We start from the raw sequence: 21,542 nt of genomic DNA on the forward strand, positions 1-21,542 counted from the left end.
AACCGGCCCGGGAGCGGCGCCCCGGACCAAACAAAAACGCCCCGCGCCAGCCCCTTTCGGAGCGGCGCAAGGCGCGGATTCGACCTCAGCGAGGCTGAAAGCCTAGGCGGTGACGCGGGCGTGGGTCGTCTGTTCGACGTCCTCGAGATAAGCCAGCGCCGCCTTGGCCTTGGCGACGAGCGCCGCGAACGCCTCGGGCTGAGTGATCGCGAGATCGGACAGCACCTTGCGGTCGACGGCGACCTCAGCCTTGCTGAGGCCGTCGATAAATCGGTTATAGGTCAGGCCCTGGTCGCGCACGGCGGCATTGATGCGCTGGATCCACAGGGCGCGGAAATTGCGCTTCTTGTTGCGGCGGTCGCGATAGGCATATTGCGCTGCCTTTTCCACCGCCTGCTTGGCGGTGCGGATGGTATTCTTGCGGCGCCCGTAATAGCCCTCGGCTGCCTTGAGGACCTTCTTGTGGCGGGCGTGGGCGGTAACGCCTCTCTTAACGCGCATGTCTCAATATCCCTTCAGCGTCAGCGATTGTACGGCATGTACCACTTGACCAGACCCTCATCGCCTTTGGAGAGGATCTTGGTGCCGCGGTTGGTGCGGATGTACTTGGCGTTGTGGCTGATCAGGCGGTGGCGCTTGCCGGCGACGCCGACCTTCACCTTGCCCGTGGCGGTGAAGCTGAACCGCTTCTTGGCGCCGGACTTGGTCTTCATTTTGGGCATTTTGCGGGTCCTTGGTGTTCTGGGATAGGATTGCAGGGCCTATCGCGTTCAAAGACCGCCACGGCATGCCTTTTGGCCGGGCGGTCCGGAGATGCGGCTCTATAGGAGGAAGTGGCGGCAAAGGCAAGTCCCGCCGGCGTCAGCCCTTGCGTGCCGCGGCCAGCATGGGCTCGATATGGTCCTCGAACAGCAGGCCCGGCCGCGCCGCAAGGGCGGCGCCATAGCCGGCCTCCGCCGCCAGCGAGACGCGCAGGAATGCGGCGAGCCCCTCGACATCGGCCGGGGCGAGCCCGTAATGGCCGCTCTCCAGGCGCCGCAGGATCTCGGTTTTCGAGGCGATCATGCCGGCGGCGACGTCCTTGCCGTTGCTCATCGAATTGTCGCGCTTGACGTAATCGTGCAGCGGCGTGCCCAGATGCAGGCCCTGGGCATTGGTGCGATAGAGCTGCAGGAGGAATTCCAGGTCGGTCATGTTGCTCAGGCCCGGATCGTAGCGCTCCTCGCCGCGCCGCCGGTCCCAGGCGATCATCGAATCCATCGACAGGTTCACCCATTTGTGCGCCCCCGGGCGCAGTGCCCGGTCCGGCCCCGCCCCGACATGGCGCAGATGGGTGAAACCGGCATCCATGACGTCGAGCGCCGTGGTGACGATGCCATGCCTCGTCAGCGCCGCCAGCACCATTTCGAGCTTTTGCGGCTTGAGCCGGTCGTCGGCGTCGAGAATGGCGGCATAGGGCGTCTCGAGCGCCTCGAGCGCCGCGTTGCGGGCGACCGAGGCGCCGCGCCCCACCCCGCCGCTGGAGAGGAACACCTGCCGCGGATCGGCCAGCCCGTGTTCGGCCAGCAGGGCCGCGTAGTCGAGCCCGTCATCGGCGATAATCCAGTGCTGCCAATGGGCGTGGGTCTGCCCGAGCACGCTGCGCACCGTCTCGGGCAGGGTGGCGGCGGCCCGATAGGCCGGGGTGATGACGGCGATCGTCTGGCGCATGGGCATGACCGGGGCTGGACTTGAACCGATGGGACCTCCGACCCATATCTGGCCCGTGCCGCCGATGCCACTGTTTCCGGGTCGGCGCACGACGTTGCTTGATGATCAAGGACGACCAGTGCATGTCGCGTATCTCGGTATTTTCCGCCCCCTTCCTCCTCGGCTTCGACAGTTTCGAGGAGCGCATCGATCGCCTGGCCCGCGCGGCCGACGGCTATCCGCCCTATAATATCGAGCGCAGCCAGGATGCGGACGGCGCCGAGACCTTCCTCGTCTCCATCGCCGTGGCGGGTTTCGCCCGCAGCGAGCTGGAGGTGAGCGTCGAGGACAACCAGCTCCAGGTGCGCGGCAGACAGAAGGACGAGCCGGAGCGCGACTATCTGCATCGCGGCATCGCCTCCCGCCAGTTCCAGCGCAATTTCCTCCTCGCCGACGGCATGGAGGTCAAGGATGCAACCCTGGACCATGGCATGCTCGTTATCACCCTTGAGCGCCCCCGCGCGCCCAGGATCGCCCGAAACATCGACATTCGCTCAGCGTGAGGAAGTTCAGGAAAGGGCCGACGCAATGATGGACAAACGCAATACCGAGATCGCGGCCGAGGCCGCCAACCCCCTGCGGCACCTGACGCGCGCCCAGTTCGCGGCTCTGGGCGGCGACGCGGTCGCCTATATCAAGCCGGTTTCGGGCCTGGTGCTCTCGGGCATGATCCGGGACGCCGAATTCGACGCCACGACGCAATATCACCTGGTCATGTCCGCCGACGGCACGCCGCTCATGGTGGCCGACACCGCCGAGGCGGTCAGCGAATGGCTGGGCGACCAGAATATCGGCGTGGCGACGCTGCACTGATCGCCGGTTCCGGTTTCAGTTGATTGCACCGATAAACCAAAACCCCCGAGGCCGGCGCGGCCTCGGGGGTTTTGTTTCATGTCGGTCTTTGGCCCGGCTCAGGCGGCGCAGGCTTCCAGCGGCGTGATCAGCACGGCGTGGAGGCGGGCCGGGTCGGTTTCGGCCCGCAATTGCTCCACCACGGATTCGGTGCGCAACAGGCGCGCCACGCGCGAGAGCGCCTTGAGGTGGTCGGCGCCGGCCCCCACCGGGGCCAGCAGCATGATCACCAGGTCCACCGGCTGGTCGTCCACCGCATCGAATTCGATCGGCTCGTCCAGCCGCGCGAACACCGCGGTCACGCCGGTGAGGCCGCTGATCTTGCCGTGGGGAATGGCGATGCCGTTCCCCAGGCCCGTGGAGCCCAGTTCCTCGCGGCCCAGCAGGGCCTCCAGGATCACCGCCTGCGGAAAGCCCGTGAGCTCGGCTGCCTTTTCGGAAAGGATTTCAAACAGCTGGCGCTTCGTGGTCACGCCGGTGCAGGTGAGCACCGCATGCTCCGCCAGTATATCGGCCAATTCCATCAATCTGCCTTAGGATTTTACTCGCTCGCGTGTTGGCATGGCGCGCGCGTCAATTGGCGCCCAGGGCCGGATCGATCCAGCCGATATTGCCGTCAGCGCGGCGGTAGACCACATTCAGGCCGCCATGTCCAGCGTGGCGGAACATCACAACCTGCTGACCGCTCAGGTCCAGGTCCATCACCGCCTCCTCGACGCTCATCTGGCGCAGGTTCTGGGTCGATTCGGCGATCACCGGGGGCGCGTAGTCCTCGTCGAGCTCGTCCACCCCCTCCGGAGCGCCGAAAACCGTGTGCTGGGCGGTGAAGCCGTCGAGGCCGGTCGTGCCGTTGCCGCGCCGGTGCTGCTTGAGCTTGCGGTTATAGCGCCGCAGGCGCTTTTCGATGTTGAACGCCATCACTTCATAGGCGGCGGTGGCGTCGCCCGCCTGGGCGCTGGCCTGCAGCGTGGCGCCCGAATCCAGATGCACCACGCAATCGGCGCGGTAACCAATGCCGTCCGGAGTCAGGGTCAGATGGCCGTCATAGCCGCCGTCGAAATATTTTCCGACAACATTGGCGAAATGCTCCTCCGCCTTGCCCCGCAGGGCATCGCCGACATCCATATTCTTTCCCGAAACGCGTAAGGTCATGGCTCGTGTTCCTTTCGGTCGTTTGGCTCGACGCGAAATCCGAAAGCCGTTCCCGGCTTGACGGGATCACGCCTGCCGATACCTCCGATGTGGGGTCTCGACATTCCGGATGCTAGTCCCCGTCCGGCCCGGCTGTCCATCGCCAAACCCGCCCATCGGGGCAATTCAGGGGGTGACAGCCCGGATCATGCCACATAGCCTTCGTCCGTGCTGATTTGCGCGCCGGCGCCGCTCAGCCGAGCGCTGCCGCGTCCCGTTTCCGGCGCCGGCGGATGACCGAGGAGGGAATGTTCATGCCCTCGCGATATTTGGCCACGGTGCGGCGGGCCAGTTCGATCCCCTGCTCCTCGCGCAGCATGTCGGCGATGGCGTCGTCCGACAGGACGGCATGGGCCGGCTCGGCCTCGATGAGCTGGCGGATGCGGTGGCGCACCGCCTCGGCCGAATGCTCCTCGCCGCCATCGGCCGCGGCGATGGCCGTGGTGAAGAAGTATTTCATCTCGTAGAGGCCGCGCGGCGTCGCGAGATATTTGTTGGCGGTGACGCGGCTGACGGTGGATTCGTGCATGTCGATGGCGTCGGCGACCAGCCGCAGCGTCATCGGCTTCAGATGCGCCACCCCATGGGCGAGGAAGCCATCCTGCCGGCGCACGATCTCGGCGGCGACGCGGGTGATGGTCTGGGCCCGCTGGTCGAGGCTGCGCGTCAGCCAGTTGGCGCTGGCCAGGCATTCGGAGAGGAAGGTCTTTTCCGCCGGGTCGCGGGCCTTGCCGCTGACCGTGGCATAATAGCGCCGGTCGACCAGCACGCGCGGCAGCACGTCGGCATTGAGCTCGACCTGCCAGCCCCCGCCGGGGGCGGCCCGCACGAAGACGTCGGGCACTACCGCCTCGACCGGCCCGCTGTCGAAGGCGAGGCCGGGCCGGGGGTCGAGCCGGCGCAGTTCCTCCAGCATGTCGGCCAGGTCCTCGCGGTCGCAGCCGACCGTCCCGAGCAGCGCCTTGATGTCGTGGCTGGCCAGCAGCGGCAGATGGTCGAGCAGGCGCTGCATCATCGGGTCGAGGCGGTCGCGCTCGCGGAGCTGGAGGGCGAGGCATTCGGCGAGCGAGCGGGCGAAGATGCCGGGCGGATCGCAGCCTTGCAGCGCCGCCAGCACCGCCATCACGTCCTCGGGCTCCGCTCCCAGCAGCGCGGCGACGGCCTCGGGCTCGACCCTGAGATAACCGGCCTCGTCGAGCCCATCGATCAGGTGGCGGGCGATCAGCCGGTCGGCCGGATGGCGCAGCATTAGCTGCGCCTGGGCTTCCAGATGATCGGCCAGGAGCGGCCGGCTGGCGACGAACTGGTCGAGATCGGGGGCCTCGCCGCCTTCGAACGAGCCGCTGCGGTCGGGGCCGGTGCCCAGGCCCAGTTCGCGCGGCACCGCGTCGGGAAAGACGTTCTCCACCGCCGTATCGAAGCTCTCGGCGATCTCGCCGGCGTCCCGGATGCGCTCGCCGGCGGCGACGGCGTCCTCATGCCCGCTTTCCCCGGCCGGCTCGGGCGCCGCCGCCGGCTCGCCATCCCCGTCGCCCTCCTCGCGCTCGAGCAGGGGATTGCGCAGCAATTCGGCCTCGACGAAGGCGTTGAGCTCGAGATGGCTGAGCTGCAGCAGCCGGATCGACTGCATCAGTTGCGGCGTCAGCGTCAGGCTTTGGGACTGGCGGAACTCCAGCCGCGGCGTCAGCGCCATGGTTCCCGGCCTCTCGTCTGGTGGGGCGATTCGAGCCGACCATGGCGCAATTTTCCCCGCCCGACAAGTGTCGAAGCAAGTTCCGTGCCAGGGCGCCGTGTTCCCTCTTTCCTTCTCTCCTGGAGCCTTTCACTGTCAAGCGGATCAGCGCCTTCTTGCTCCCCTCCCCTCAAGGGGAGGCGGGGATTGTTTACAATGGGCTGCTGGCACAATTTATCCCCCACACCGGGCTTCCCTCGGGCTTGACCCGAGGGCCTCTGCCCACGTGCAGGAAACCCGGGTTTCGGGGCGCCCAGGCCGGCCCTCGGGTCAAGCCCGAGGGCAGCACAGCGTTGGTGTGGACAACAACGATCAAACCAGAAGCGTCCAAAGTAAACCCTCCCCTCAAGGGGGAGGGAGCGCTGGTCGCCGATTCCGTCAAAACATGAAAGCCTCTAGATGGAAAAACTGTCGCCCAGATAGACGCGGCGGGCTTCGGGGTCGGCGGAGATGGTTTCGGGGCGACCCTGGATCATCACCCGGCCGCCATGGATGAGATAGGCGCGGTCCACCAGGCCCAGCGTCTCGCGCACCGCATGGTCGGTGATGAGGACGCCGATGCCGCGTTGGGTGAGCTGGCGCACCAGGCCCTTGACCTCGGCCACGGCGATGGGGTCGACCCCGGCGAAGGGCTCGTCGAGCAGCATGAACACCGGATCGGCGGCCAGCGCCCGGGCGATCTCGACGCGCCGCCGCTCGCCGCCCGAGAGCGCCAGCGCATTGGCGCGGGCCAGATGGGTGATGGAGAATTCCTCGAGCAGCGAGTTGAGGCGGCCCCGGCGCTCCTTGCGGTCGCGCACCGTGTTCTCCAGCACCGCCATGATATTGTCGGCGACGGTGAGGCCGCGGAAGATGGAGGGTTCCTGCGGCAGATAGCCGATGCCCAATTGCCCGCGCTGGAACAGCGGCAGGCGGGTGATGACCTCCCCGTCGAGCAGGATCTTTCCCCCGTCGGGCCGCACCAGGCCCATGATCATGGTGAAAACCGTGGTCTTGCCCGCCCCGTTGGGCCCCAGCAGCCCCACCGCCTCGCCGCGCCGCACCGCCAGCGACACGTCGCGCACCACCGCCCTCTTGCCAAAGCTCTTGGCGAGGCTGTGGGCGACCAGCCAGCCCGTCTGGTCGATGCGCGGGCGGGCCTCGGTGCTCATTGCGAGGTGAACACCCCGGTGACGCGCCCGCTGCCCGAGGAGGTGAAGGTCGAGACATTGGTAGCCAGGTTGACCACCAGTTCGGTGGCGTCGACCGTGCCGCTGGCATTGACCACCCGCACATTGCCGGTGAGGCGCAGCAACTGGTCGCCCGGCGTATAGAGCGCCTGGTCGCCGGTGGCGTCCTGGTCCTTGGTCTTGAGGCGCACATTGCCGCCCGAGGCGAGGAAGGTCTCGATGTCGGAGGTGCCGCCCTCGCCATAGGTGGCCACGACCCGGGGCGCCCAGACCGTGACATTGGGGTGGACCACGACGACATTGCCGGTGAACACCGCCTCGTGCTCGGCCTCGTTCATCACGAACTGGTCGGAGGTGATCTCGACCGGGCTTTGCGCCAGCGCCGCCACGGGCGCGAGCAGGGCCGCGAGAATGGGCAAGGCCAGGCGGTTGCGCATCATGGGTCTCCGTCCGCGGCGGGCGCGTCCTCGCCGGGGGTCGTAGGCAGGGTGACCCTCGAGCGGGTAAAAGTCCAGACGATCGCGGCGGCGTCATAGGTGAGGCCCTCGGCCCGCACCGTGGAGCCGTCGGCATAGTCGATGGCGACCGGTCCCCGGCTGGTGAGCATCTGCGCATTCCAGTCGAACACCGAATCGTAGAGCGTGCCCACCGTGCCGGTGGAATCGGCGACATCGGCCAGGCCCGGCACCAGGGTGAGCTGGCTGGTGGTGTCGAGCTGGGCCCGCGCCGCCTGCGCCTCGAGCTGCACGCCGTCGATGCGGCTGAGCACCAGCTCGGCCTCGAACAGGTCGATGAGGTCGGTCCGCGCGGTGGCGGCGCGGGCTGAATTGGCCCAGACCCGGTAGACCGAGCCGTCTTCCAGCACCCCCACATATTCGGGCGCGTCGATATTGATCGCCTCGGGGGTGACGGTGACCTGGCCGATCTCGAAGCGGCCGGTGAAGCTGGCCAGATAGATCTGCGCTCCCAGCGCCAGCAGCACCAGCGCCCCCAGCGCCGGCACCATCAGGCGCAGCCCCGCCACCACGCGGTTTCGCCGGGCCAGGCGGCGGTGGATCTGGGGGGAGGCGGCGGCCGGCACGGGTCCCGTCCGCTCAGCTATGGGCGAAGATGTCGGTCTCGTCCCAGCCCAGAAGATCGAGCGCGCAGCGCGTCTTGAGGAAATCGAAGCAGGCGCGGGCGAGCTCGGTGCGCCCCTCGCGGGCCAGCATGCGGTCGAGATGGCGCTTGAGGTCGTGCAGGTAGAGCACGTCGGAGGCGGCATAGTCGAGCTGGGCGTCCGAGAGTTTTTCCCCGCCCCAGTCCGAGCTCTGCTGCTGCTTGGACAATTCGACATTGAGCAGTTCGCGCACCAGGTCCTTGAGGCCGTGCCGGTCGGTATAGGTGCGCACCAGGCGCGAGGCGATCTTGGTGCAATAGACCGGGCCGGTGACCACGCCGAACCGGTGCTGGAGCACGGCGACGTCGAACCGGGCATAGTGGAAGATCTTGGTGACGCCCGGATCGGCGAGCAGCTTGACCAGGTTGGGCGCCTCGGTGGCGTCCTGCGGAATCTGCACCACGTCGGCGCTGCCGTCGCCGGGCGAGAGCTGCACCACGCAGAGCCGGTCCCGGTGGGGGTCGAGGCCCATGGTCTCGGTATCGATCGCCACTTCGCGGCCGTAATTGGAAAGATTGGGCAGATCGCCGCGATGCACTCTGATGGCCATGTCGGTCCCGCTTCTGGTGTCCGGCCCTTCCTTGGCACAGAGCGCCGGCCAAGAAAAGGCGTCAGCGCCCGGCCCGGGGGCGGAATATTCCCCGCAGCGGCCCCTATCGATATAAAGCTTTCTTTATGTCGCTATTGCTTTCCGCCCGAGGACCTGCGAAAACCGGCACCGAAAGTGTGGGGAAGCTGTCCCCACGCGCGCACTCCCGCGTGCGCCCTCGCCACTTGCAAAGAGGTTTAACGTGGCCCGCTCCAACTATCTGTTCACCTCGGAATCGGTTTCCGAGGGCCATCCCGACAAGGTCTGCGACCGCATTTCCGACGAGATCGTCGATCTGGTGTTCAAGGAAGCCCGCAAGACCGGCATGGACCCCGCCCAGGTGCGCATCGCCTGCGAGACCCTGGCCACCACCAATCGCGTGATCATCGCCGGGGAAGTGCGCGTGCCCGACAGCCTGCTGCGCAAGGGCAAGGACGGCAAGGTGCTGCTCGACGCCGCCGGCGCGCCGGTGGTCAATCCGGCCCGGTTCCGCTCCGCCGCCCGCCGCGCCATCCGCTCCATCGGCTACGAGCAGTCGGGTTTCCACTGGAAGACCTGCCGCATCGACGTGCTGCTGCACGGCCAGTCGGCCGATATCGCCCAGGGCGTGGACGAGGCCGGCAACAAGGATGTGGGCGCCGGCGACCAGGGCATCATGTTCGGCTATGCCAGCCGCGAGACGCCCGAATTGCTGCCCGCCCCGATCTATTACGCCCACAAGATCCTGGAAACCCTGACCGAGGCGCGCAAGGCCAATCACGGCCCGGCCGGCAAGCTCGGCCCCGACGCCAAGAGCCAGGTGACGGTGCGCTACGAGGACGGCAAGCCGGTGGGCGTCACCCAGATCGTGCTCTCGACCCAGCATCTGGACGAGACGCTGACCTCCGCGGATGTGCGCGAGATCGTCGAGCCCTATATCCGCGCCGCCCTGCCCGAGGGCTGGATCGGCGCCGACACCATCTGGCACGTCAATCCCACCGGCAAGTTCGTCGTCGGCGGCCCCGACGGCGATGCGGGCCTGACCGGCCGCAAGATCATCGTCGACACCTATGGCGGCGCCGCGCCCCATGGCGGGGGCGCCTTTTCGGGCAAGGACCCCACCAAGGTCGACCGCTCGGCCGCCTATGCGGCGCGCTACCTGGCCAAGAACGTCGTCGCGGCGGGGCTGGCCGACCGCGCCACCATCCAGCTCTCCTACGCCATCGGCGTGGCCGAGCCGCTCTCGATCTATGTCGACCTGCACGGCACCGGCAAGGTGGAGGAGGAAAGGCTGGAAAAGGCGCTGGCCCAGGTGATGGACCTGACCCCGCGCGGCATCCGCACCCATCTCGACCTCAACCGGCCCATCTACGCCAAGACTGCCGCCTATGGCCATTTCGGCCGCAAGGCCGGGCGGGACGGTTCCTTCTCCTGGGAAAGGACCGACCTGGTCAAGGCGCTGAAGGAGGCGGTCCGGTAGCATTGCGTCCCCGGATGGATTATCACCGGGGCGCTCCATTCGCTTCAAGGCTCGCATGACCGCGCATCAGCTTCCCAAGACCCGCGCCGGCGCGCCGCGCGCCTTTTTCGGCCGCCGCGCCGGCAAGACGCTGCATGGCGGCCAGAAAGCGCTTGTCGAGGAATTGCTGCCGCAGGTGGAGATCCGGCTCGCCGGCGCGCTCGACCCGGCATCGCTGTTTCCCGGGGCGGAGCGCATCGTGGTCGAGATCGGTTATGGCGGGGGCGAGCATCTGGCGCGCAAAGCCGCCGAGGAGCCCGGGACCGGCTTTATCGGTTGCGAGGTCTTCACCGGCGGCATCGGCAAGATGGTGCAGGCCATCGCCGCCGGGGGCCTGGACAATGTCCTTCTCTATACCGACGACGCGCTCAAGCTGCTGCTGGCCCTGCCCAGGGCGTCGCTGGACGCGGTCTATCTGCTCTATCCCGATCCCTGGCCCAAGACGCGCCACCACAAGCGCCGCTTCGTCTCGCCCACGACGCTGGCCGAGCTGGCGCGGGTGCTGCGCCCGGGCGGGCGGTTCTACTTCGCCACCGATATCGAGGATTACGCCGACTGGACCCTGGCCCATATCCTGCGGACGCCGTCCTTCCGCTTCGCCCCCGAGGCGCCGGGCGGGTGGCACGAGCCCTATCCGGGCTGGCAGCCGACCCGCTATGAGCGCAAGGCGCGGCGCGAAGGGCGGCTGACGAGCTTCTATTTCGCCTTCGTGCGGACCTGAGCGGAACCGGCCCCGCCTATTGCCTGTTGTCCACACAGCAGGAGGCAGGCATGCAGATCAGCGTCACCATTCTCGATACCGTTCCGGTCACCCACAATGTGCGTCACTACCGGCTGGAGCGGCCCAAGAACTACGGCTTTTCCCCCGGCCAGGCGACGGAAGTGAGCATCGACAAGCAGGGGTGGCGCGACAGGAAGCGGCCCTTCACCTTCACCTGCCTGCCCGATGCCGAAACGCTCGAATTCACCATAAAAAGCTATTTCGACCATCAGGGCGTCACCAACCAGTTGTGGTCGCTGGGGGCCGGCGACCGGCTCATCCTGCGCGACGTCTGGGGCACGATCCAGTATCGCGGGCCGGGCACCTTCATCGCCGGCGGTGCCGGGGTGACCCCGTTCATCGCCATATTGCGCCATCTCGACGCCACCGGAAAGATCGCCGGCAACCGGCTGATCGTCTCCAACCAGACGGAGAAGGACATCATCCTGCGCGAGGAGTTCGAGGCCATGGAGGGCCTCGACGTGCTCTGGACCGTCACCGGCGATCCCGGCTCGAGCCTGTTGCAGGAACGGATCGACGCCGGTTTCCTCGAGCGCCACGTCAAGGATTTCGGCGGCAATTTCTACCTGTGCGGCCCGGACGAGATGGTGAGCGACCTGCGCGGCCTGCTCGAGGATGCCGGCGCCGACGTCGCCAACGTCACCTGGGAACGCTGACCCGGATTTTCCGGCCCGGCGGCGAATCCCCCTTGCGCTGCCGGGGCAATCGCGCCATATACGCCCCCGGTGCGGGGCTGTAGCTCAGTTGGGAGAGCGCGTCGTTCGCAATGACGAGGTCAGCGGTTCGATCCCGCTCAGCTCCACCATTCCGGCCTGGAAATCATTATTCAATTGAGTTTTTGCTGGCCGGCGTTCCGGCGCCGCTTGGGCATGCGCAAAAGGTCGCCGCCCTCGCGGCCTTGCATCCGCTTGGCCGGTGCTATTTCGTCCTGTGACGAAGCACGTCAATGACCAGTGCGAAGGCCGGGTTCATTTGCCTGCGGCTCGGGTAATAGAGGTGGAAGCCGGAGAAGGGCTGGCACCAGTCGTCCAGCACTTGCACGAGCGCGCCGGTTGCAAGGTGAGGTTGCGCGCTGTCCTCGGGAATATAGGCAATGCCGAACCCCTGCAGCGCCGCGTTGACCATCGGGCGGATGGTGTTGAAGGTGAACTGTCCATCGACCTTGACCCGCAAGGGGTGGCCATTTTTCTCGAATTCCCAGGCATAAAGGCTGCCGCCGGTCGAGAGGCGCAGATTGATGCAGGTGTGAGCCACCAGCTCCTGCGGCGTTGCCGGCGCCACGCGGTCGGCAAGATAGGCCGGCGATGCCACCGCCACCATGCGCATATCCGGTCCGATGCGGACGGCGATCATGTCCTTCTCGACGCTCTCGCCCAGCCTCACCCCGGCGTCGAACCGTTCGGCGGCAATGTCGGTAAAGCCATGGTCGATGAACAGCTCGACCCTGACGTCCGGAAAGTCGACCAGGCCGGCGGCCAGCTTTGGCCAGAGCACCGTCTCGGCGGCGCGCTCGCTGCAGGTGATCCGCACCAGGCCGGCCGGGCGGTCGCGCAGCTCCCCCATTGCGGCGAGTTCGGCCTCGATCTCCTCAAAACGAGGGGCGATGGCGGCCAGCAGGCGTTCGCCCGCCTCGGTGGTGGAGACGCTGCGCGTCGTCCGGGTCAGGAGCCGGTAGCCGAGCCGCTCCTCCAGGGCGCGCATGGTCTGGCTGAGCGCCGATGGAGAAACCCCGGTCTCGGCCGCGGCGCGGGTGAAGCTCCTGGCGCGGGCGATGGCCGCGAAGGCCGCGAGATTGTTGTAGTCAGCACGAGCGATTTTGAAGCCCTCCTAACAAGCAGATTAAGATTATAGCGCCTAATCGGCAGTGAAGGGCAGGGCTATCTTTCGGGTCACGACGGCAAGGACACCCAAGGAGGGAGAATGACGGTTCCGGCCTTCACATTGAACAACGGCGTGACCATGCCGGCTCTGGGTTTTGGCGTCTTCCAGACGCCGCCCGATGAAACCAGGGCCGCCGTCGCCGAGGCCCTGCGGGTCGGCTATCGCCATATCGATACGGCTGCCTCCTATGGCAATGAGCGCGGCGTCGGTGCCGCCATAAAGGCCTCCGGCCTGGCCCGGTCCGACGTTTTTGTCGAGACCAAGATCTGGATCAATGATTACGGCTATGACGAAACGCTCCATAGCTTCACCAAAAGCGCCGGCAAGCTCGGTGTCGAGCAGATCGACCTGCTGATCCTGCACCAGCCGCTCCCCTCGGCCTTTGACAAGACGCTCGCGGCCTACCGCGCCCTGGAAACGCTGCTCGCCGACGGCAAGGTCCGCGCGATCGGCGTCAGCAATTTCATGCCGCAGCATCTCGAGCGATTTCTCCCCGAGATCAAAATCGTGCCGGCGGTCAACCAGATCGAGGTCCACCCCTATTTCCAGCAGCCCGAACTGCAGGCGCTTCACGCCAGGCACGGCATCCTGACGCAGGCCTGGGCGCCGATCGGCGGCATCACGTTCTACCGTCCGGGCTTTTCCAGGAGCACGCTCGAAGATCCCGTGATCCTGGGCATCGCCAAGGCGCACGGCAAATCCGCCGCGCAGGTGATGCTGCGCTGGGGCGTGCAGGAAGGCCGTTCGGTGATCCCCAAATCGGTCCGGCCGGCGCGTATTGCCCAGAATTACGACATTTTTGATTTCGAGCTGACGCCGGAACAACTGGCCGCCATCGACGCCCTGAATACCGATGAGCGGGGCGGCCCGGTGCCGGACAACATCACGCTCGAAACATTCAGCCGCGAAATTCCGGAAGCTTGAGGAGAAAACGATGAAGAAACGCACACTGGGACAAGGCCTTGAGGTGTCTGCCATTGGGCTGGGCTGCATGGGCATGAGCGCCGCCTTCGGGCCCGCCATGGACAAGCAGGAGGCCATCAAGCTGATCCGCGCTGCTGTCGAGCGCGGCGAAACCTTCTTCGATACCGCTGAGGTTTATGGACCCTACGCCAATGAAGAACTGGTCGGGGAGGCCCTGAAGCCGGTCCGCGAGCAGGTGGTCATCGCCACCAAGTTCGGCTTCGACATCGAGGGCAGCTCGGGCTTCGCCCGCCAGCCGCTCAGCAAGCCGGATCATATCCGCAAGGTCGTCGAAGGCTCGCTCAAGCGTCTGCAGACCGACTATATCGACCTCTATTACCAGCACCGCGTCGATCCGAACACGCCCATGGAAGACGTGGCGGGCGCCATCAAGGAACTGGTGGACCAGGGCAAGATTCGCCATTTCGGCATGTCCGAAGCCGGCGTCCAGTCGATCCGCCGTGCCCACGCCGTTCATCCGGTCACGGCGCTGCAGAGCGAATATTCGCTCTGGTTCCGCGAACCGGAACAGCAGATCATTCCGCTGCTCGAGGAACTGGGGATCGGCTTCGTGCCGTTCGCGCCGCTGGGCAAGGGCTTCCTGACCGGCACGGTCGGCGCGGACCGGAGCTTCGGCGCCGACGACTTCCGCAGCAAGCAGCCGCGCTTCTCGGCTGAAAACCGGCAGGCCAACCAGGTCTTTGTGGACGTGATCAACAAAGTGGCGGCGGAAAAGCAGGCAACGGCCGCGCAGATTGCGCTGGCATGGCTCCTGGCCCAAAAGCCTTGGATCGTCCCCATCCCGGGGACCACGAAACTGCATCGGCTCGAAGAGAATATCGTCGCCGCGGAAATCGTGCTCGATGCCGCCGACCTCAACTCCATCGAAGCGGCCCTGGCCGGCGTGGAAATGGCGGGGGACCGCTACCCGCCCGAGAACAAGGCCATGGCAGGACGATAAGCAAGGGGCGCTACGGCGCCCCGAACTTTATCGGCTATGTCGGTCCGCTTTCGGGAAGCCGCCCGACCGGATTTTTGGCGCAACCCGGCCGCATCGAGCGGCGTTGACCCCGTGTCACCCGAAACCATCGAGCCGAAAACCGGATGCCGGTTTTCCGGGTGGTTTCGCATCGGTAATGGCGAGCGGAGGGCGCCGAAGCAGACGGAGAACCGACATGACCATTGCAAGGATCATCCTCGCCGCCGGGGTGTTGCTGGGCGCCGCGGCGGCGCCCGCCCTGGCCGATCCCGCCGATATCAACGGCCGCTGGATGGACGCCGAGGGCACCACCTTCACCTTTTCGCTGTGCGGCGACGGCACCACGCTATGCGGCGTGCTCAACGACATCCAGGGCGAATCGCGCACCCCCGAGAACATGGCCTATGTGAACCAGCAGGTGGTCGAGGCCGAGCAGATCGCGCCCAACAGATGGGAAGGCACCGTGCTCTATGAAGGGCGCCGGGCCGCCGCCAAGGTGACGCTGACGACGCCCGACACCGTCGAGATCACCGGTTGCCAGGTGGTGATCTTCTGCGAGACGCTGGTATTCTATCGCGTGTAACCGGGCCCGGCCTCAGCACACGCTGGCCACCCGCTCCTTGATCACCGACAGCACCTCGTCGCCGGGCCGCTTCCACCAGTTCTCGGTCGAGAAGATTTCCACCTCCTGCGGGCCGTGATAGCCGGCCTCCTCGATCATGGCGCGGATGGATTTGAGATCGATCACCCCGTCGCCCATCATGCCGCGATCGTTGAGCATGTCGCGCGTCGGCACCAGCCAGTCGCAGATATGATGGGCGAAGATGCGCTTCATCCGCCCGGCGCGGGCAATGGCGCGCGCCAGATAAGGGTCCCACCAGACGTGATAGACGTCGATGGCGACGCCCACCGTCTCGCCCAGCGTCTCGCAGATGTCGAGCGCCTGGTCGATGGTGTTCACGCAGGCCCGGTCCGCCGCATACATGGGATGGAGCGGCTCGATGGCGATCCTGACCCCCGAGGCCCTGGCATGGGGCAGCATGGCGGCGATGCCCTCGGCCACCTGGGCGCGGGCGCCGGGCAGGTCCTTGGAGGCGCCCGGCAATCCCCCCACCACCAGCACCAGGCAATCGGCATTGAGGGCCGCCGCCTCGTCGATGGCGCGCAGATTGTCGTCGATGCCGGCCTGCCGTCCCTGCGCGGTTTCGGCCGGGAACATGCCGCCCCGGCATACCCCGGTCACCTGCAGGCCGTTGTCGCGCACGATGCGGGCGGCCTCCTCGAGCCCGATCGCGGCGATCTGGTCGCGCCAGGGCGAGATGGCGGTGATGCCGGCCCTGAGGCACCCCTCCACCGCCTCGGCAAAGCCCCATTGCGCCCGCGTCGTGGCCAGGTTGAGCGAGATTTTACTCATGTGAAATGCCTCGGTTCATGTCTCCCCTCCCCCTTGAGGGGAGGGGTCGGGGGTGGGGGTTGGGGATTATCCGGGAGTCCGAACCCTCCCCTCAAGGGGGGAGTGTTTACTTTGGACGCTTCTGGTTCGATCGTTATTGCCCACACCAACGCTGTGCTGCCCTCGGGCTCGACCCGAGGGCCGGCCTGGGAGCCCCGAAACCCGAGTTTCTTGCACGTGGACAGAGGCCCTCGGGTCAAGCCCGAGGGAAGCCCGGTGTGGGGGATAAATTGTGCCAGCAGCCCATTGTAAACACTCCCCCTCAAGGGGGAGGGAGGCCAAGACCAGATCCTCCGGGTTCACGTGGACAGGCCGTGAACGGCCAGCACCGCCTGCATGCGCCTGGTCGCCAGCTCCGGATCGGCCAGCACCCGCGCCTGGTCGGCGAGGCGGAACAGTTCGGCCAGATGCTGCAGGGAGCGCGTCGATTGCTGCCCGCCCACCATGGTGAAATGGTCCTGCAGGCCGTTGAGATAGGCCAGGAACACCACGCCGGTCTTGTAGAAGCGGGTCGGGGCCGCGAAGATATGCCGGCTGAGCGGCACGGTGGGCTCGAGAATGTCGAAGAATTCGTTGCCATTGCCGCGCCCCAGCGCCGCCAGCCCCGCCGAGGCGGCGGGAGCGATGGCGTCGAAAATGCCCAGAAGGGCGTGGGAATAGCCCTCCTCGTCGCCGGCGATGAGCTCGGCATAGTTGAAATCGTCGCCGGTATACATCTTCACCGACGCCGGCAGCCGCCGGCGCATGGCGATTTCCTTTTCCGCCGAAAGCAGGGAAATCTTGATGCCGTCCACCTTGTCGGCATGGGCGGCGATGACGTCGAGGCAGACATCCATCGCCTCCTCGTGGCTGCCCTTGCCCCAATAGCCGGCCAGGGCCGGATCGAACATCTCGCCCAGCCAGTGCAGGATCACCGGCCGGTTCACCCGGCCCAGCACATGGCCATAGACCCGGGCGTAATCGTCCGGCGAGCGGGCGGCGGCGGCCAGCGCCCGGCTGGCCATGAGGATGACCTGCCCGCCCTCGCCCTCGACGAAATCCACCTGCTCGTCATAGGCCCTGACGATGTCGTCGATGGTGACCTCGGGGCCGGGGGCGAGATGGTCGGTGCCGGCGCCATAGGCGATCAGCGCGTCGTCGCGGGTGCGCGCCTCGGCCTGCGAGCGGCGGATCAGTTCCTGCGCTTCGGGCCAGCCCAGCCCCATGCCGCGCTGGGCCGTATCCATGGCCTCGGCGACGCCGAGGCCGAGGTCCCAGAGGCGATGGCGGAAGGACAGCGTCGTGTCCCAGTCGATCGCCGGGGTCAGCCAGGGATCGTTGCCGGCCAGCGGGTCGGCCACCACATGGGCGGCGGCGAAGGCCACGCGCGGAAAATCGGCGGCCTTGACCTTGACGAACGGAATCGGCTCGCCGGTCAGCCTGTAGGGCGTGACGCTGCGGTCGGGATTGGGCAGGTTGATACTTGGCATAGCGGCCTCCAAAAGGCCCCCTCGCCCGGCGCTGCGCGCCGACCTCTCCCCCAGGGAGAGGTGAAGAGGGGCACGATGACTAGTCTTGCGTCGCCTCTCCCCGGGGGGAGAGATCGGCCCCGAAGGGGGCGGGTGAGGGGGCCTTTGCCCTGCCCTCAGAACTCCAGCTTCGGCACGTCGAGCCAGCGGCGCTCTTCCCAGCTCCGCAATCCCAGCTCGGCCAGTTGCACGCCCTTGGCGCCGGCCTCGAGGCCGTATTCCCAGGGAGCGTCCTCGGCCACATGCCTGAGGAACATCTCCCATTGCGCCTTGAAGCCGTTATCGGCCGGCCAGTTGTCGGGAACCTCCTCCCAGTCGGCGAAGAAGTCCATGGTCTGCGGCTGGTCGGGGTTCCACACCGGCTTGGGCGTGTTGACCCGGTGCTGGGTCCAGCATTTGTGCAGCCCCGCCACGGCCGAGCCGTGGGTGCCGTCGACATGGAAGGTGACGAGGTCGTCGCGGCGCACCCGCGTGGTCCAGCTCGAATTGATCTGGGCGATCACGCCGCCCTCGAGCTCGAAGGTGGCATAGGCGGCGTCGTCGGTGTCGCAGTCGAACACCTTGCCGTTCTCGTCGACGCGCTGGGGGATATGCGTCGCCCCCAGGCACGAGACCGCCCGCACCTCGCCGAACAGATTGTCCATCACATAGCGCCAGTGGCACAGCATATCGAGGATGATGCCGCCGCCATCGTTCTTGCGATAGTTCCAGGAGGGGCGCTGGGCCTTCTGCCAGTCGCCCTCGAACACCCAGTAGCCGAACTCGCCGCGCACCGACAGGATCTTGCCGAAAAAGCCGCTGTCGCGCAGCATTTTGAGTTTCAACAGCCCCGGCAGGAACAGCTTGTCCTGCACCACGCCATGCTTGAGGCCGGAGGCGCGGGCGGTCTTGGCCAGATTGACGGCGACCTCCAGATCGTCCGAGGTCGGCTTTTCGCAATAGACGTGCTTGCCAGCGGCCAGCGCCCGCTCCAGCAGGCCCGCCCGCATCAGCGTGGTGCCCGCGTCGAAGAAGATCTCGTCGTCGGGATTGGCCAGCGCCGCATCCAGGTCGGTCCCCCAGCGGGCGATGTCGTGCTTTTTGGCCAGCGCCTCGATCTTTTTGGGGTCGCGGCCCACGATGATCGGGTCGACCACCAGCCGGTCGCCATTGGCGAGCGCGATCCCGCCCTGGTCGCGGATGGCCAGGATGGACCGCACCAAGTGCTGGTTGTAGCCCATGCGCCCGGTGACCCCGTGCATGATGATGCCAAGCCGTCTCTGCGCCATGCGATTTCCTCCGAACCCCGGCCCTGTGTGTAACTGATTGGTTACTTGCTACATGACTTCCGGCCCGCCCGTCAAGCCGGTAGCCTGTCGGAGCCTAAAGCCCCAGCACCATCTTGAGCCCGATCAGCCCCAGGAAGATCAGGATCATCCGGTCGAAGGCGCGGCGGCTGAGGCGCGCGGCCAGAACCTGGCCCACGGGCATGAAGATCAGCGTGGGGATCAGCGCCAGGACGCCGTCGAGCAGTGCCGCCCCGCCCAGCACGCCGGCCGTCCACAGCGAGGCCATCTGCGCCAGCGCGAACAGCAGGAACATGGCGGACATGGAAAACACCAGCGCCTCGCGGCCCAGCGACATGGCGTGGATGAAGGTCGCCCCGATGGGCGCGGAAATGCCGGTGGCGCCCTGCAATATGCCCGCGCCCAGCCCGGCCGCCGGCCCGATGCGCCGGGCGGTCTCCGGGCCGATGACCCAGTGGGGCGCCGCCAGCCGCAGCGCCACATAGAGCAGCAGGATCAGCCCCAGCGCCAGCACCAGCGCCCGCTCGGGCAGGCTGGTCAGCGCCCAGGTGCCGATGGCGACGCCCGCCGCGCCCCCGACGAGGAAAAGCGGCAGGAACCCGAGGCGCGGCTCGCGCGCCGTCTCGCGAAACCGCCAGACCTGGAACAGATTGGTGTAAAGGATCGGCACCGTCATCAGCGCCACGGCGTGCTGCAGGCCGAAAAACGTCGTCAGCACCGGCAGCGCCACCAGCGGCAGGCCCATGCCCGTCGCCCCCTTGACCACCGCCCCCGCCGCCAGCGCCACCCCCATCAGCGCCAGCCGCCCGATGTCGAATTCCATGCCCCTGCTCCCCTTTCGCGGCGAACGCCCCGGTTCGGCTCTCCCCGGCCCGGCCAGTGGTATCACCGGAAGTCCTTGGTATCAAAGGGGTAGTTCCCGCGTCGACCAGCCCCGTCAATCTCACCGTGCAGTTACATCGCTCTTGACTCGCTGTTTCTTCGGTCGCAAGCTTTGTGGGCGCGGACTGTCGGGAGGCGGCTCCGCATCCATTGGGAGGAGATATGATGAAGCAGCCCCTGCGGTATATCCTGGCGTCGGGCGCCGGCCTGTTGGCGCTTGGCGCGGCCATGACCACCAGCATGACCTTCGCTCAGGAATGGAAGCCCGATCATCCGATCAACCTGATCGTGCCCTGGGGCGCCGGCGGCTCGACCGACCAGGTCATCCGCGTCACCGCGCCGATCGTCGCCGAGGCGCTGGGCGTCGACGTGGTGGTCGTCAACCAGCCGGGTGCTTCGGGCGCCATCGGCACCCAGGAAGTGCTCAACGCTCCGCGCGACGGCTATACCTGGGGCGCCGGCGCCATCGGCGACAACGCCACCTATGCGGTGACCGGGCTGATCCCCGATACCGACATCGACGACTGGCACGTCTATCTCTCGGTGGCCAACGTCGCCGTGGTGGGCGTTGCGGCCGATAGCGAGTTCGAGGATTTCGGCCAGTTGCTCGAGGCGCTGCGCGAACGCGGCAACGAGATCACCGTGGCCACGGCCGGCGTCGGCTCCTCGGGCGGGACGGCCATCGCCTCGCTCGCCGAGCAGGCCGGCTTCGACTACAACATGATCACCTATGACGGCGGCAATCCGGCCGTCATCGCCACGGCGGCCGGCGAGGCCATGGTCACCACCCAGCTCGCCGTCGAGCAGGTGGAGATGATTCGCGGCGGCCGCCTGCGCGGGCTGGCCGTGCTCTCCAGCGAGCCGCTGGTGGTGGCCGGCGTCGACCCGATCCCGCCGATCACCGACTGGCTGCCCGACATGCCGCTGGCGATGAACTATTTCGGTATCTTCCTGCCGGTCGGCGTGCCCGACGAGGTCGTGACGACGCTCGACGCGATCTGGGCCGACCAGGTGGAGAACTCGCAGACGCTGCGCGACTATGCGGAGAATTTCGGCGCCGTCTTCGATCCGTCCTATGGCGCGGAAGCGCGCGCGGCCGCCATGCCGATCGTCATCGACAAGGCCTGCGCGGCGGTGCAGCGCGGCGAGGCCGTGATCGATCCGGTCGAGATCGGCGTCGATTGCGCCACCCGCACCGAAGTCGGCGCCAACTGAGGCGCCCGGCCCGCCGTCATCGACCCGGCCCGTCCCGCGCCCCGTGGCGCGGGGCGGCAGCCCGTGGCGGCGGCGCCAGCCCGATTCAAGAACCAGGCCAGCCATGTCAATGCCCGACAGCCAGGATGCGACCCGCACCGAAGACGCCATCCGCGTACGCGCCGATGTGATCACCGCCATCGTCTGGATCGCGCTCGGCCTGACGATCACCTATCTGTCCTGGACCATGGACCGGCTGGAGATCCGCCGCATCCATCCCTCGACCATACCCGGGCTGGTGCCGCTGTTCCTGGGCGCGGGGCTGACCCTGTGCGGCGTCCTGCTGGCCGTGCGCTCGGTGCGGCTCGAGGTGAAGGGCGCCGGGGCCGCCCTGCTGCGCCTGCTGCTCTCCTGGCCATCGGTGCGGGTGGGGGCGGTCCTGGCCATGGCGCTGTTCTACACGCTGGTGCTGGTGGGCCGCATGCCGTTCTGGCTGGCCTCGGCCCTGTTCATCTTCACCTTCATCGTGCTGTTCGAGACCGTCCTGGCCGACCGGCCCGGCTCGCTGCGGCGGACCCTGTTCTGGGCCTTCGTCGTCGCCCTGGCCGCCGGGATCGGGGTCCATTACGTGTTCGGGCAGGTCTTTCTCGTCCGCCTGCCCTGAGGAGAGCCATTC

General features: G+C 67.0%; 25 protein-coding genes and 1 tRNA gene. 11 read left to right on the plus strand and 15 right to left on the minus strand.

Annotation, left to right across the window (positions count from 1 at the left end):
* Window positions 1-102 precede the first annotated feature (102 nt).
* From rplT to ACFOOL_RS10620, 3 genes are all read right to left on the minus strand, one after another.
* Entirely contained in the window at window positions 103-501 is a 399-nt protein-coding gene (gene rplT / locus ACFOOL_RS10610; protein WP_380096968.1) for a 50S ribosomal protein L20, read from the minus strand.
* 20 nt (window positions 502-521) lie between these two features.
* Entirely contained in the window at window positions 522-722 is a 201-nt protein-coding gene (gene rpmI, locus ACFOOL_RS10615) for a 50S ribosomal protein L35 (protein WP_380096969.1), read from the minus strand.
* A 139-nt stretch (window positions 723-861) separates the two neighbouring features.
* Entirely contained in the window at window positions 862-1,710 is an 849-nt protein-coding gene (locus ACFOOL_RS10620; protein ID WP_380096971.1) for a glycosyltransferase family 2 protein, read from the minus strand.
* Between the two features lie 122 nt (window positions 1,711-1,832).
* Between ACFOOL_RS10620 and ACFOOL_RS10625 the strand changes: the two genes are divergently transcribed.
* Together ACFOOL_RS10625 and ACFOOL_RS10630 are read left to right on the plus strand one after the other, a co-directional pair.
* On the plus strand, window positions 1,833-2,252 hold the full coding sequence (locus tag ACFOOL_RS10625) for an Hsp20 family protein (RefSeq protein ID WP_380097006.1): 420 nt from the start codon (window positions 1,833-1,835) through the stop codon (window positions 2,250-2,252).
* A gap of 25 nt (window positions 2,253-2,277) precedes the next feature.
* Entirely contained in the window at window positions 2,278-2,562 is a 285-nt protein-coding gene (locus tag ACFOOL_RS10630; protein WP_380096972.1) for a DUF1150 family protein, read from the plus strand.
* Between the two features lie 98 nt (window positions 2,563-2,660).
* Here the strand turns inward: ACFOOL_RS10630 and ptsN are convergent, their stop codons facing one another.
* The 7 genes from ptsN to ACFOOL_RS10665 all read right to left on the minus strand — a co-directional run bounded on the left by ptsN (window position 2,661) and on the right by ACFOOL_RS10665 (window position 8,402).
* A complete protein-coding gene (gene ptsN / locus ACFOOL_RS10635) occupies window positions 2,661-3,125 on the minus strand; it encodes a PTS IIA-like nitrogen regulatory protein PtsN (RefSeq protein WP_380096974.1) in 465 nt (154 codons plus the stop codon).
* 49 nt (window positions 3,126-3,174) lie between these two features.
* Window positions 3,175-3,753: a ribosome hibernation-promoting factor, HPF/YfiA family gene (gene hpf / locus ACFOOL_RS10640; protein WP_380096975.1), complete on the minus strand. Its 579-nt coding sequence runs from the start codon at window positions 3,751-3,753 to the stop codon at window positions 3,175-3,177.
* A gap of 232 nt (window positions 3,754-3,985) precedes the next feature.
* Window positions 3,986-5,485 (minus strand): RNA polymerase factor sigma-54, encoded by a 1,500-nt coding sequence (gene rpoN, locus ACFOOL_RS10645; RefSeq protein WP_380096976.1) that lies wholly within the window; start codon window positions 5,483-5,485, stop codon window positions 3,986-3,988.
* 434 nt (window positions 5,486-5,919) lie between these two features.
* Window positions 5,920-6,675 (minus strand): LPS export ABC transporter ATP-binding protein, encoded by a 756-nt coding sequence (lptB, locus tag ACFOOL_RS10650; protein WP_380096977.1) that lies wholly within the window; start codon window positions 6,673-6,675, stop codon window positions 5,920-5,922.
* The gene (locus ACFOOL_RS10655; RefSeq protein ID WP_380096979.1) at window positions 6,672-7,130 is read right to left on the minus strand and encodes an LptA/OstA family protein; all 459 of its coding nucleotides are present in this window, start codon (window positions 7,128-7,130) and stop codon (window positions 6,672-6,674) included. Before ACFOOL_RS10655 ends, lptB begins: the two co-directional genes overlap by 4 nt.
* Window positions 7,130-7,774, minus strand: coding sequence for a hypothetical protein (locus ACFOOL_RS10660; protein WP_380096980.1), 645 nt, complete (start codon window positions 7,772-7,774; stop codon window positions 7,130-7,132). Before ACFOOL_RS10660 ends, ACFOOL_RS10655 begins: the two co-directional genes overlap by 1 nt.
* 13 nt (window positions 7,775-7,787) lie before the next feature.
* Entirely contained in the window at window positions 7,788-8,402 is a 615-nt protein-coding gene (locus ACFOOL_RS10665) for a ribonuclease D (protein ID WP_380096981.1), read from the minus strand.
* Between the two features lie 241 nt (window positions 8,403-8,643).
* On the opposite strand from ACFOOL_RS10665, the gene metK reads away from it, so the two are divergent.
* From metK to ACFOOL_RS10685, 4 genes are all read left to right on the plus strand, one after another.
* The gene (metK, locus tag ACFOOL_RS10670) at window positions 8,644-9,900 is read left to right on the plus strand and encodes a methionine adenosyltransferase (RefSeq protein WP_380096982.1); all 1,257 of its coding nucleotides are present in this window, start codon (window positions 8,644-8,646) and stop codon (window positions 9,898-9,900) included.
* A 55-nt stretch (window positions 9,901-9,955) separates the two neighbouring features.
* Complete coding sequence (gene trmB, locus ACFOOL_RS10675; protein WP_380096983.1) at window positions 9,956-10,660, plus strand: tRNA (guanosine(46)-N7)-methyltransferase TrmB; 705 nt, start codon at window positions 9,956-9,958, stop codon at window positions 10,658-10,660.
* Between the two features lie 50 nt (window positions 10,661-10,710).
* Complete coding sequence (locus tag ACFOOL_RS10680) at window positions 10,711-11,376, plus strand: flavodoxin reductase (protein ID WP_380096984.1); 666 nt, start codon at window positions 10,711-10,713, stop codon at window positions 11,374-11,376.
* A 73-nt stretch (window positions 11,377-11,449) separates the two neighbouring features.
* A tRNA-Ala gene (locus ACFOOL_RS10685) sits at window positions 11,450-11,525 on the plus strand.
* A gap of 113 nt (window positions 11,526-11,638) precedes the next feature.
* Here ACFOOL_RS10685 and ACFOOL_RS10690 read toward each other — a convergent pair.
* The gene (locus ACFOOL_RS10690; RefSeq protein WP_380097008.1) at window positions 11,639-12,535 is read right to left on the minus strand and encodes a LysR family transcriptional regulator; all 897 of its coding nucleotides are present in this window, start codon (window positions 12,533-12,535) and stop codon (window positions 11,639-11,641) included.
* A gap of 105 nt (window positions 12,536-12,640) precedes the next feature.
* On the opposite strand from ACFOOL_RS10690, the gene ACFOOL_RS10695 reads away from it, so the two are divergent.
* The 3 genes from ACFOOL_RS10695 to ACFOOL_RS10705 all read left to right on the plus strand — a co-directional run bounded on the left by ACFOOL_RS10695 (window position 12,641) and on the right by ACFOOL_RS10705 (window position 15,126).
* Complete coding sequence (locus ACFOOL_RS10695; protein WP_380096985.1) at window positions 12,641-13,525, plus strand: aldo/keto reductase; 885 nt, start codon at window positions 12,641-12,643, stop codon at window positions 13,523-13,525.
* Window positions 13,526-13,535: 10 nt separating this feature from the next.
* On the plus strand, window positions 13,536-14,525 hold the full coding sequence (locus tag ACFOOL_RS10700) for an aldo/keto reductase (protein WP_380096986.1): 990 nt from the start codon (window positions 13,536-13,538) through the stop codon (window positions 14,523-14,525).
* 214 nt (window positions 14,526-14,739) lie between these two features.
* On the plus strand, window positions 14,740-15,126 hold the full coding sequence (locus ACFOOL_RS10705; protein WP_380096987.1) for a hypothetical protein: 387 nt from the start codon (window positions 14,740-14,742) through the stop codon (window positions 15,124-15,126).
* A gap of 12 nt (window positions 15,127-15,138) precedes the next feature.
* On the opposite strand, the gene ACFOOL_RS10710 is transcribed toward ACFOOL_RS10705, so the two are convergent.
* The 4 genes from ACFOOL_RS10710 to ACFOOL_RS10725 form a co-directional block, all read right to left on the minus strand.
* A complete protein-coding gene (locus ACFOOL_RS10710) occupies window positions 15,139-15,957 on the minus strand; it encodes a sugar phosphate isomerase/epimerase family protein (RefSeq protein ID WP_380096989.1) in 819 nt (272 codons plus the stop codon).
* Window positions 15,958-16,295: 338 nt separating this feature from the next.
* Window positions 16,296-17,465: a dihydrodipicolinate synthase family protein gene (locus tag ACFOOL_RS10715; RefSeq protein ID WP_380096991.1), complete on the minus strand. Its 1,170-nt coding sequence runs from the start codon at window positions 17,463-17,465 to the stop codon at window positions 16,296-16,298.
* Between the two features lie 155 nt (window positions 17,466-17,620).
* A complete protein-coding gene (locus ACFOOL_RS10720; protein WP_380096992.1) occupies window positions 17,621-18,772 on the minus strand; it encodes a Gfo/Idh/MocA family protein in 1,152 nt (383 codons plus the stop codon).
* A 94-nt stretch (window positions 18,773-18,866) separates the two neighbouring features.
* Complete coding sequence (locus tag ACFOOL_RS10725) at window positions 18,867-19,613, minus strand: sulfite exporter TauE/SafE family protein (protein WP_380096993.1); 747 nt, start codon at window positions 19,611-19,613, stop codon at window positions 18,867-18,869.
* 224 nt (window positions 19,614-19,837) lie between these two features.
* Between ACFOOL_RS10725 and ACFOOL_RS10730 the strand changes: the two genes are divergently transcribed.
* Complete coding sequence (locus ACFOOL_RS10730; RefSeq protein ID WP_380096994.1) at window positions 19,838-20,887, plus strand: Bug family tripartite tricarboxylate transporter substrate binding protein; 1,050 nt, start codon at window positions 19,838-19,840, stop codon at window positions 20,885-20,887.
* Between the two features lie 103 nt (window positions 20,888-20,990).
* Window positions 20,991-21,530: a tripartite tricarboxylate transporter TctB family protein gene (locus ACFOOL_RS10735; protein ID WP_380096995.1), complete on the plus strand. Its 540-nt coding sequence runs from the start codon at window positions 20,991-20,993 to the stop codon at window positions 21,528-21,530.
* Window positions 21,531-21,542 lie beyond the last annotated feature (12 nt).

This window comes from Devosia honganensis, from assembly GCF_042648785.1.
Lineage (GTDB): Bacteria > Pseudomonadota > Alphaproteobacteria > Rhizobiales > Devosiaceae > Devosia > Devosia honganensis.

Coding starts and splice junctions, on each gene's coding strand:
- rplT (WP_380096968.1), bottom strand. CDS start 501: ATGCGCGTTAAGAGAGGCGTTACCGCCCACGCCCGCCACAAGAAGGTC.
- rpmI (WP_380096969.1), bottom strand. CDS start 722: ATGCCCAAAATGAAGACCAAGTCCGGCGCCAAGAAGCGGTTCAGCTTC.
- ACFOOL_RS10620 (WP_380096971.1), bottom strand. CDS start 1,710: ATGCGCCAGACGATCGCCGTCATCACCCCGGCCTATCGGGCCGCCGCC.
- ACFOOL_RS10625 (WP_380097006.1), top strand. CDS start 1,833: ATGTCGCGTATCTCGGTATTTTCCGCCCCCTTCCTCCTCGGCTTCGAC.
- ACFOOL_RS10630 (WP_380096972.1), top strand. CDS start 2,278: ATGATGGACAAACGCAATACCGAGATCGCGGCCGAGGCCGCCAACCCC.
- ptsN (WP_380096974.1), bottom strand. CDS start 3,125: ATGGAATTGGCCGATATACTGGCGGAGCATGCGGTGCTCACCTGCACC.
- hpf (WP_380096975.1), bottom strand. CDS start 3,753: ATGACCTTACGCGTTTCGGGAAAGAATATGGATGTCGGCGATGCCCTG.
- rpoN (WP_380096976.1), bottom strand. CDS start 5,485: ATGGCGCTGACGCCGCGGCTGGAGTTCCGCCAGTCCCAAAGCCTGACG.
- lptB (WP_380096977.1), bottom strand. CDS start 6,675: ATGAGCACCGAGGCCCGCCCGCGCATCGACCAGACGGGCTGGCTGGTC.
- ACFOOL_RS10655 (WP_380096979.1), bottom strand. CDS start 7,130: ATGCGCAACCGCCTGGCCTTGCCCATTCTCGCGGCCCTGCTCGCGCCC.
- ACFOOL_RS10665 (WP_380096981.1), bottom strand. CDS start 8,402: ATGGCCATCAGAGTGCATCGCGGCGATCTGCCCAATCTTTCCAATTAC.
- trmB (WP_380096983.1), top strand. CDS start 9,956: ATGACCGCGCATCAGCTTCCCAAGACCCGCGCCGGCGCGCCGCGCGCC.
- ACFOOL_RS10680 (WP_380096984.1), top strand. CDS start 10,711: ATGCAGATCAGCGTCACCATTCTCGATACCGTTCCGGTCACCCACAAT.
- ACFOOL_RS10695 (WP_380096985.1), top strand. CDS start 12,641: ATGACGGTTCCGGCCTTCACATTGAACAACGGCGTGACCATGCCGGCT.
- ACFOOL_RS10700 (WP_380096986.1), top strand. CDS start 13,536: ATGAAGAAACGCACACTGGGACAAGGCCTTGAGGTGTCTGCCATTGGG.
- ACFOOL_RS10705 (WP_380096987.1), top strand. CDS start 14,740: ATGACCATTGCAAGGATCATCCTCGCCGCCGGGGTGTTGCTGGGCGCC.
- ACFOOL_RS10710 (WP_380096989.1), bottom strand. CDS start 15,957: ATGAGTAAAATCTCGCTCAACCTGGCCACGACGCGGGCGCAATGGGGC.
- ACFOOL_RS10715 (WP_380096991.1), bottom strand. CDS start 17,465: ATGCCAAGTATCAACCTGCCCAATCCCGACCGCAGCGTCACGCCCTAC.
- ACFOOL_RS10720 (WP_380096992.1), bottom strand. CDS start 18,772: ATGGCGCAGAGACGGCTTGGCATCATCATGCACGGGGTCACCGGGCGC.
- ACFOOL_RS10725 (WP_380096993.1), bottom strand. CDS start 19,613: ATGGAATTCGACATCGGGCGGCTGGCGCTGATGGGGGTGGCGCTGGCG.
- ACFOOL_RS10730 (WP_380096994.1), top strand. CDS start 19,838: ATGAAGCAGCCCCTGCGGTATATCCTGGCGTCGGGCGCCGGCCTGTTG.
- ACFOOL_RS10735 (WP_380096995.1), top strand. CDS start 20,991: ATGTCAATGCCCGACAGCCAGGATGCGACCCGCACCGAAGACGCCATC.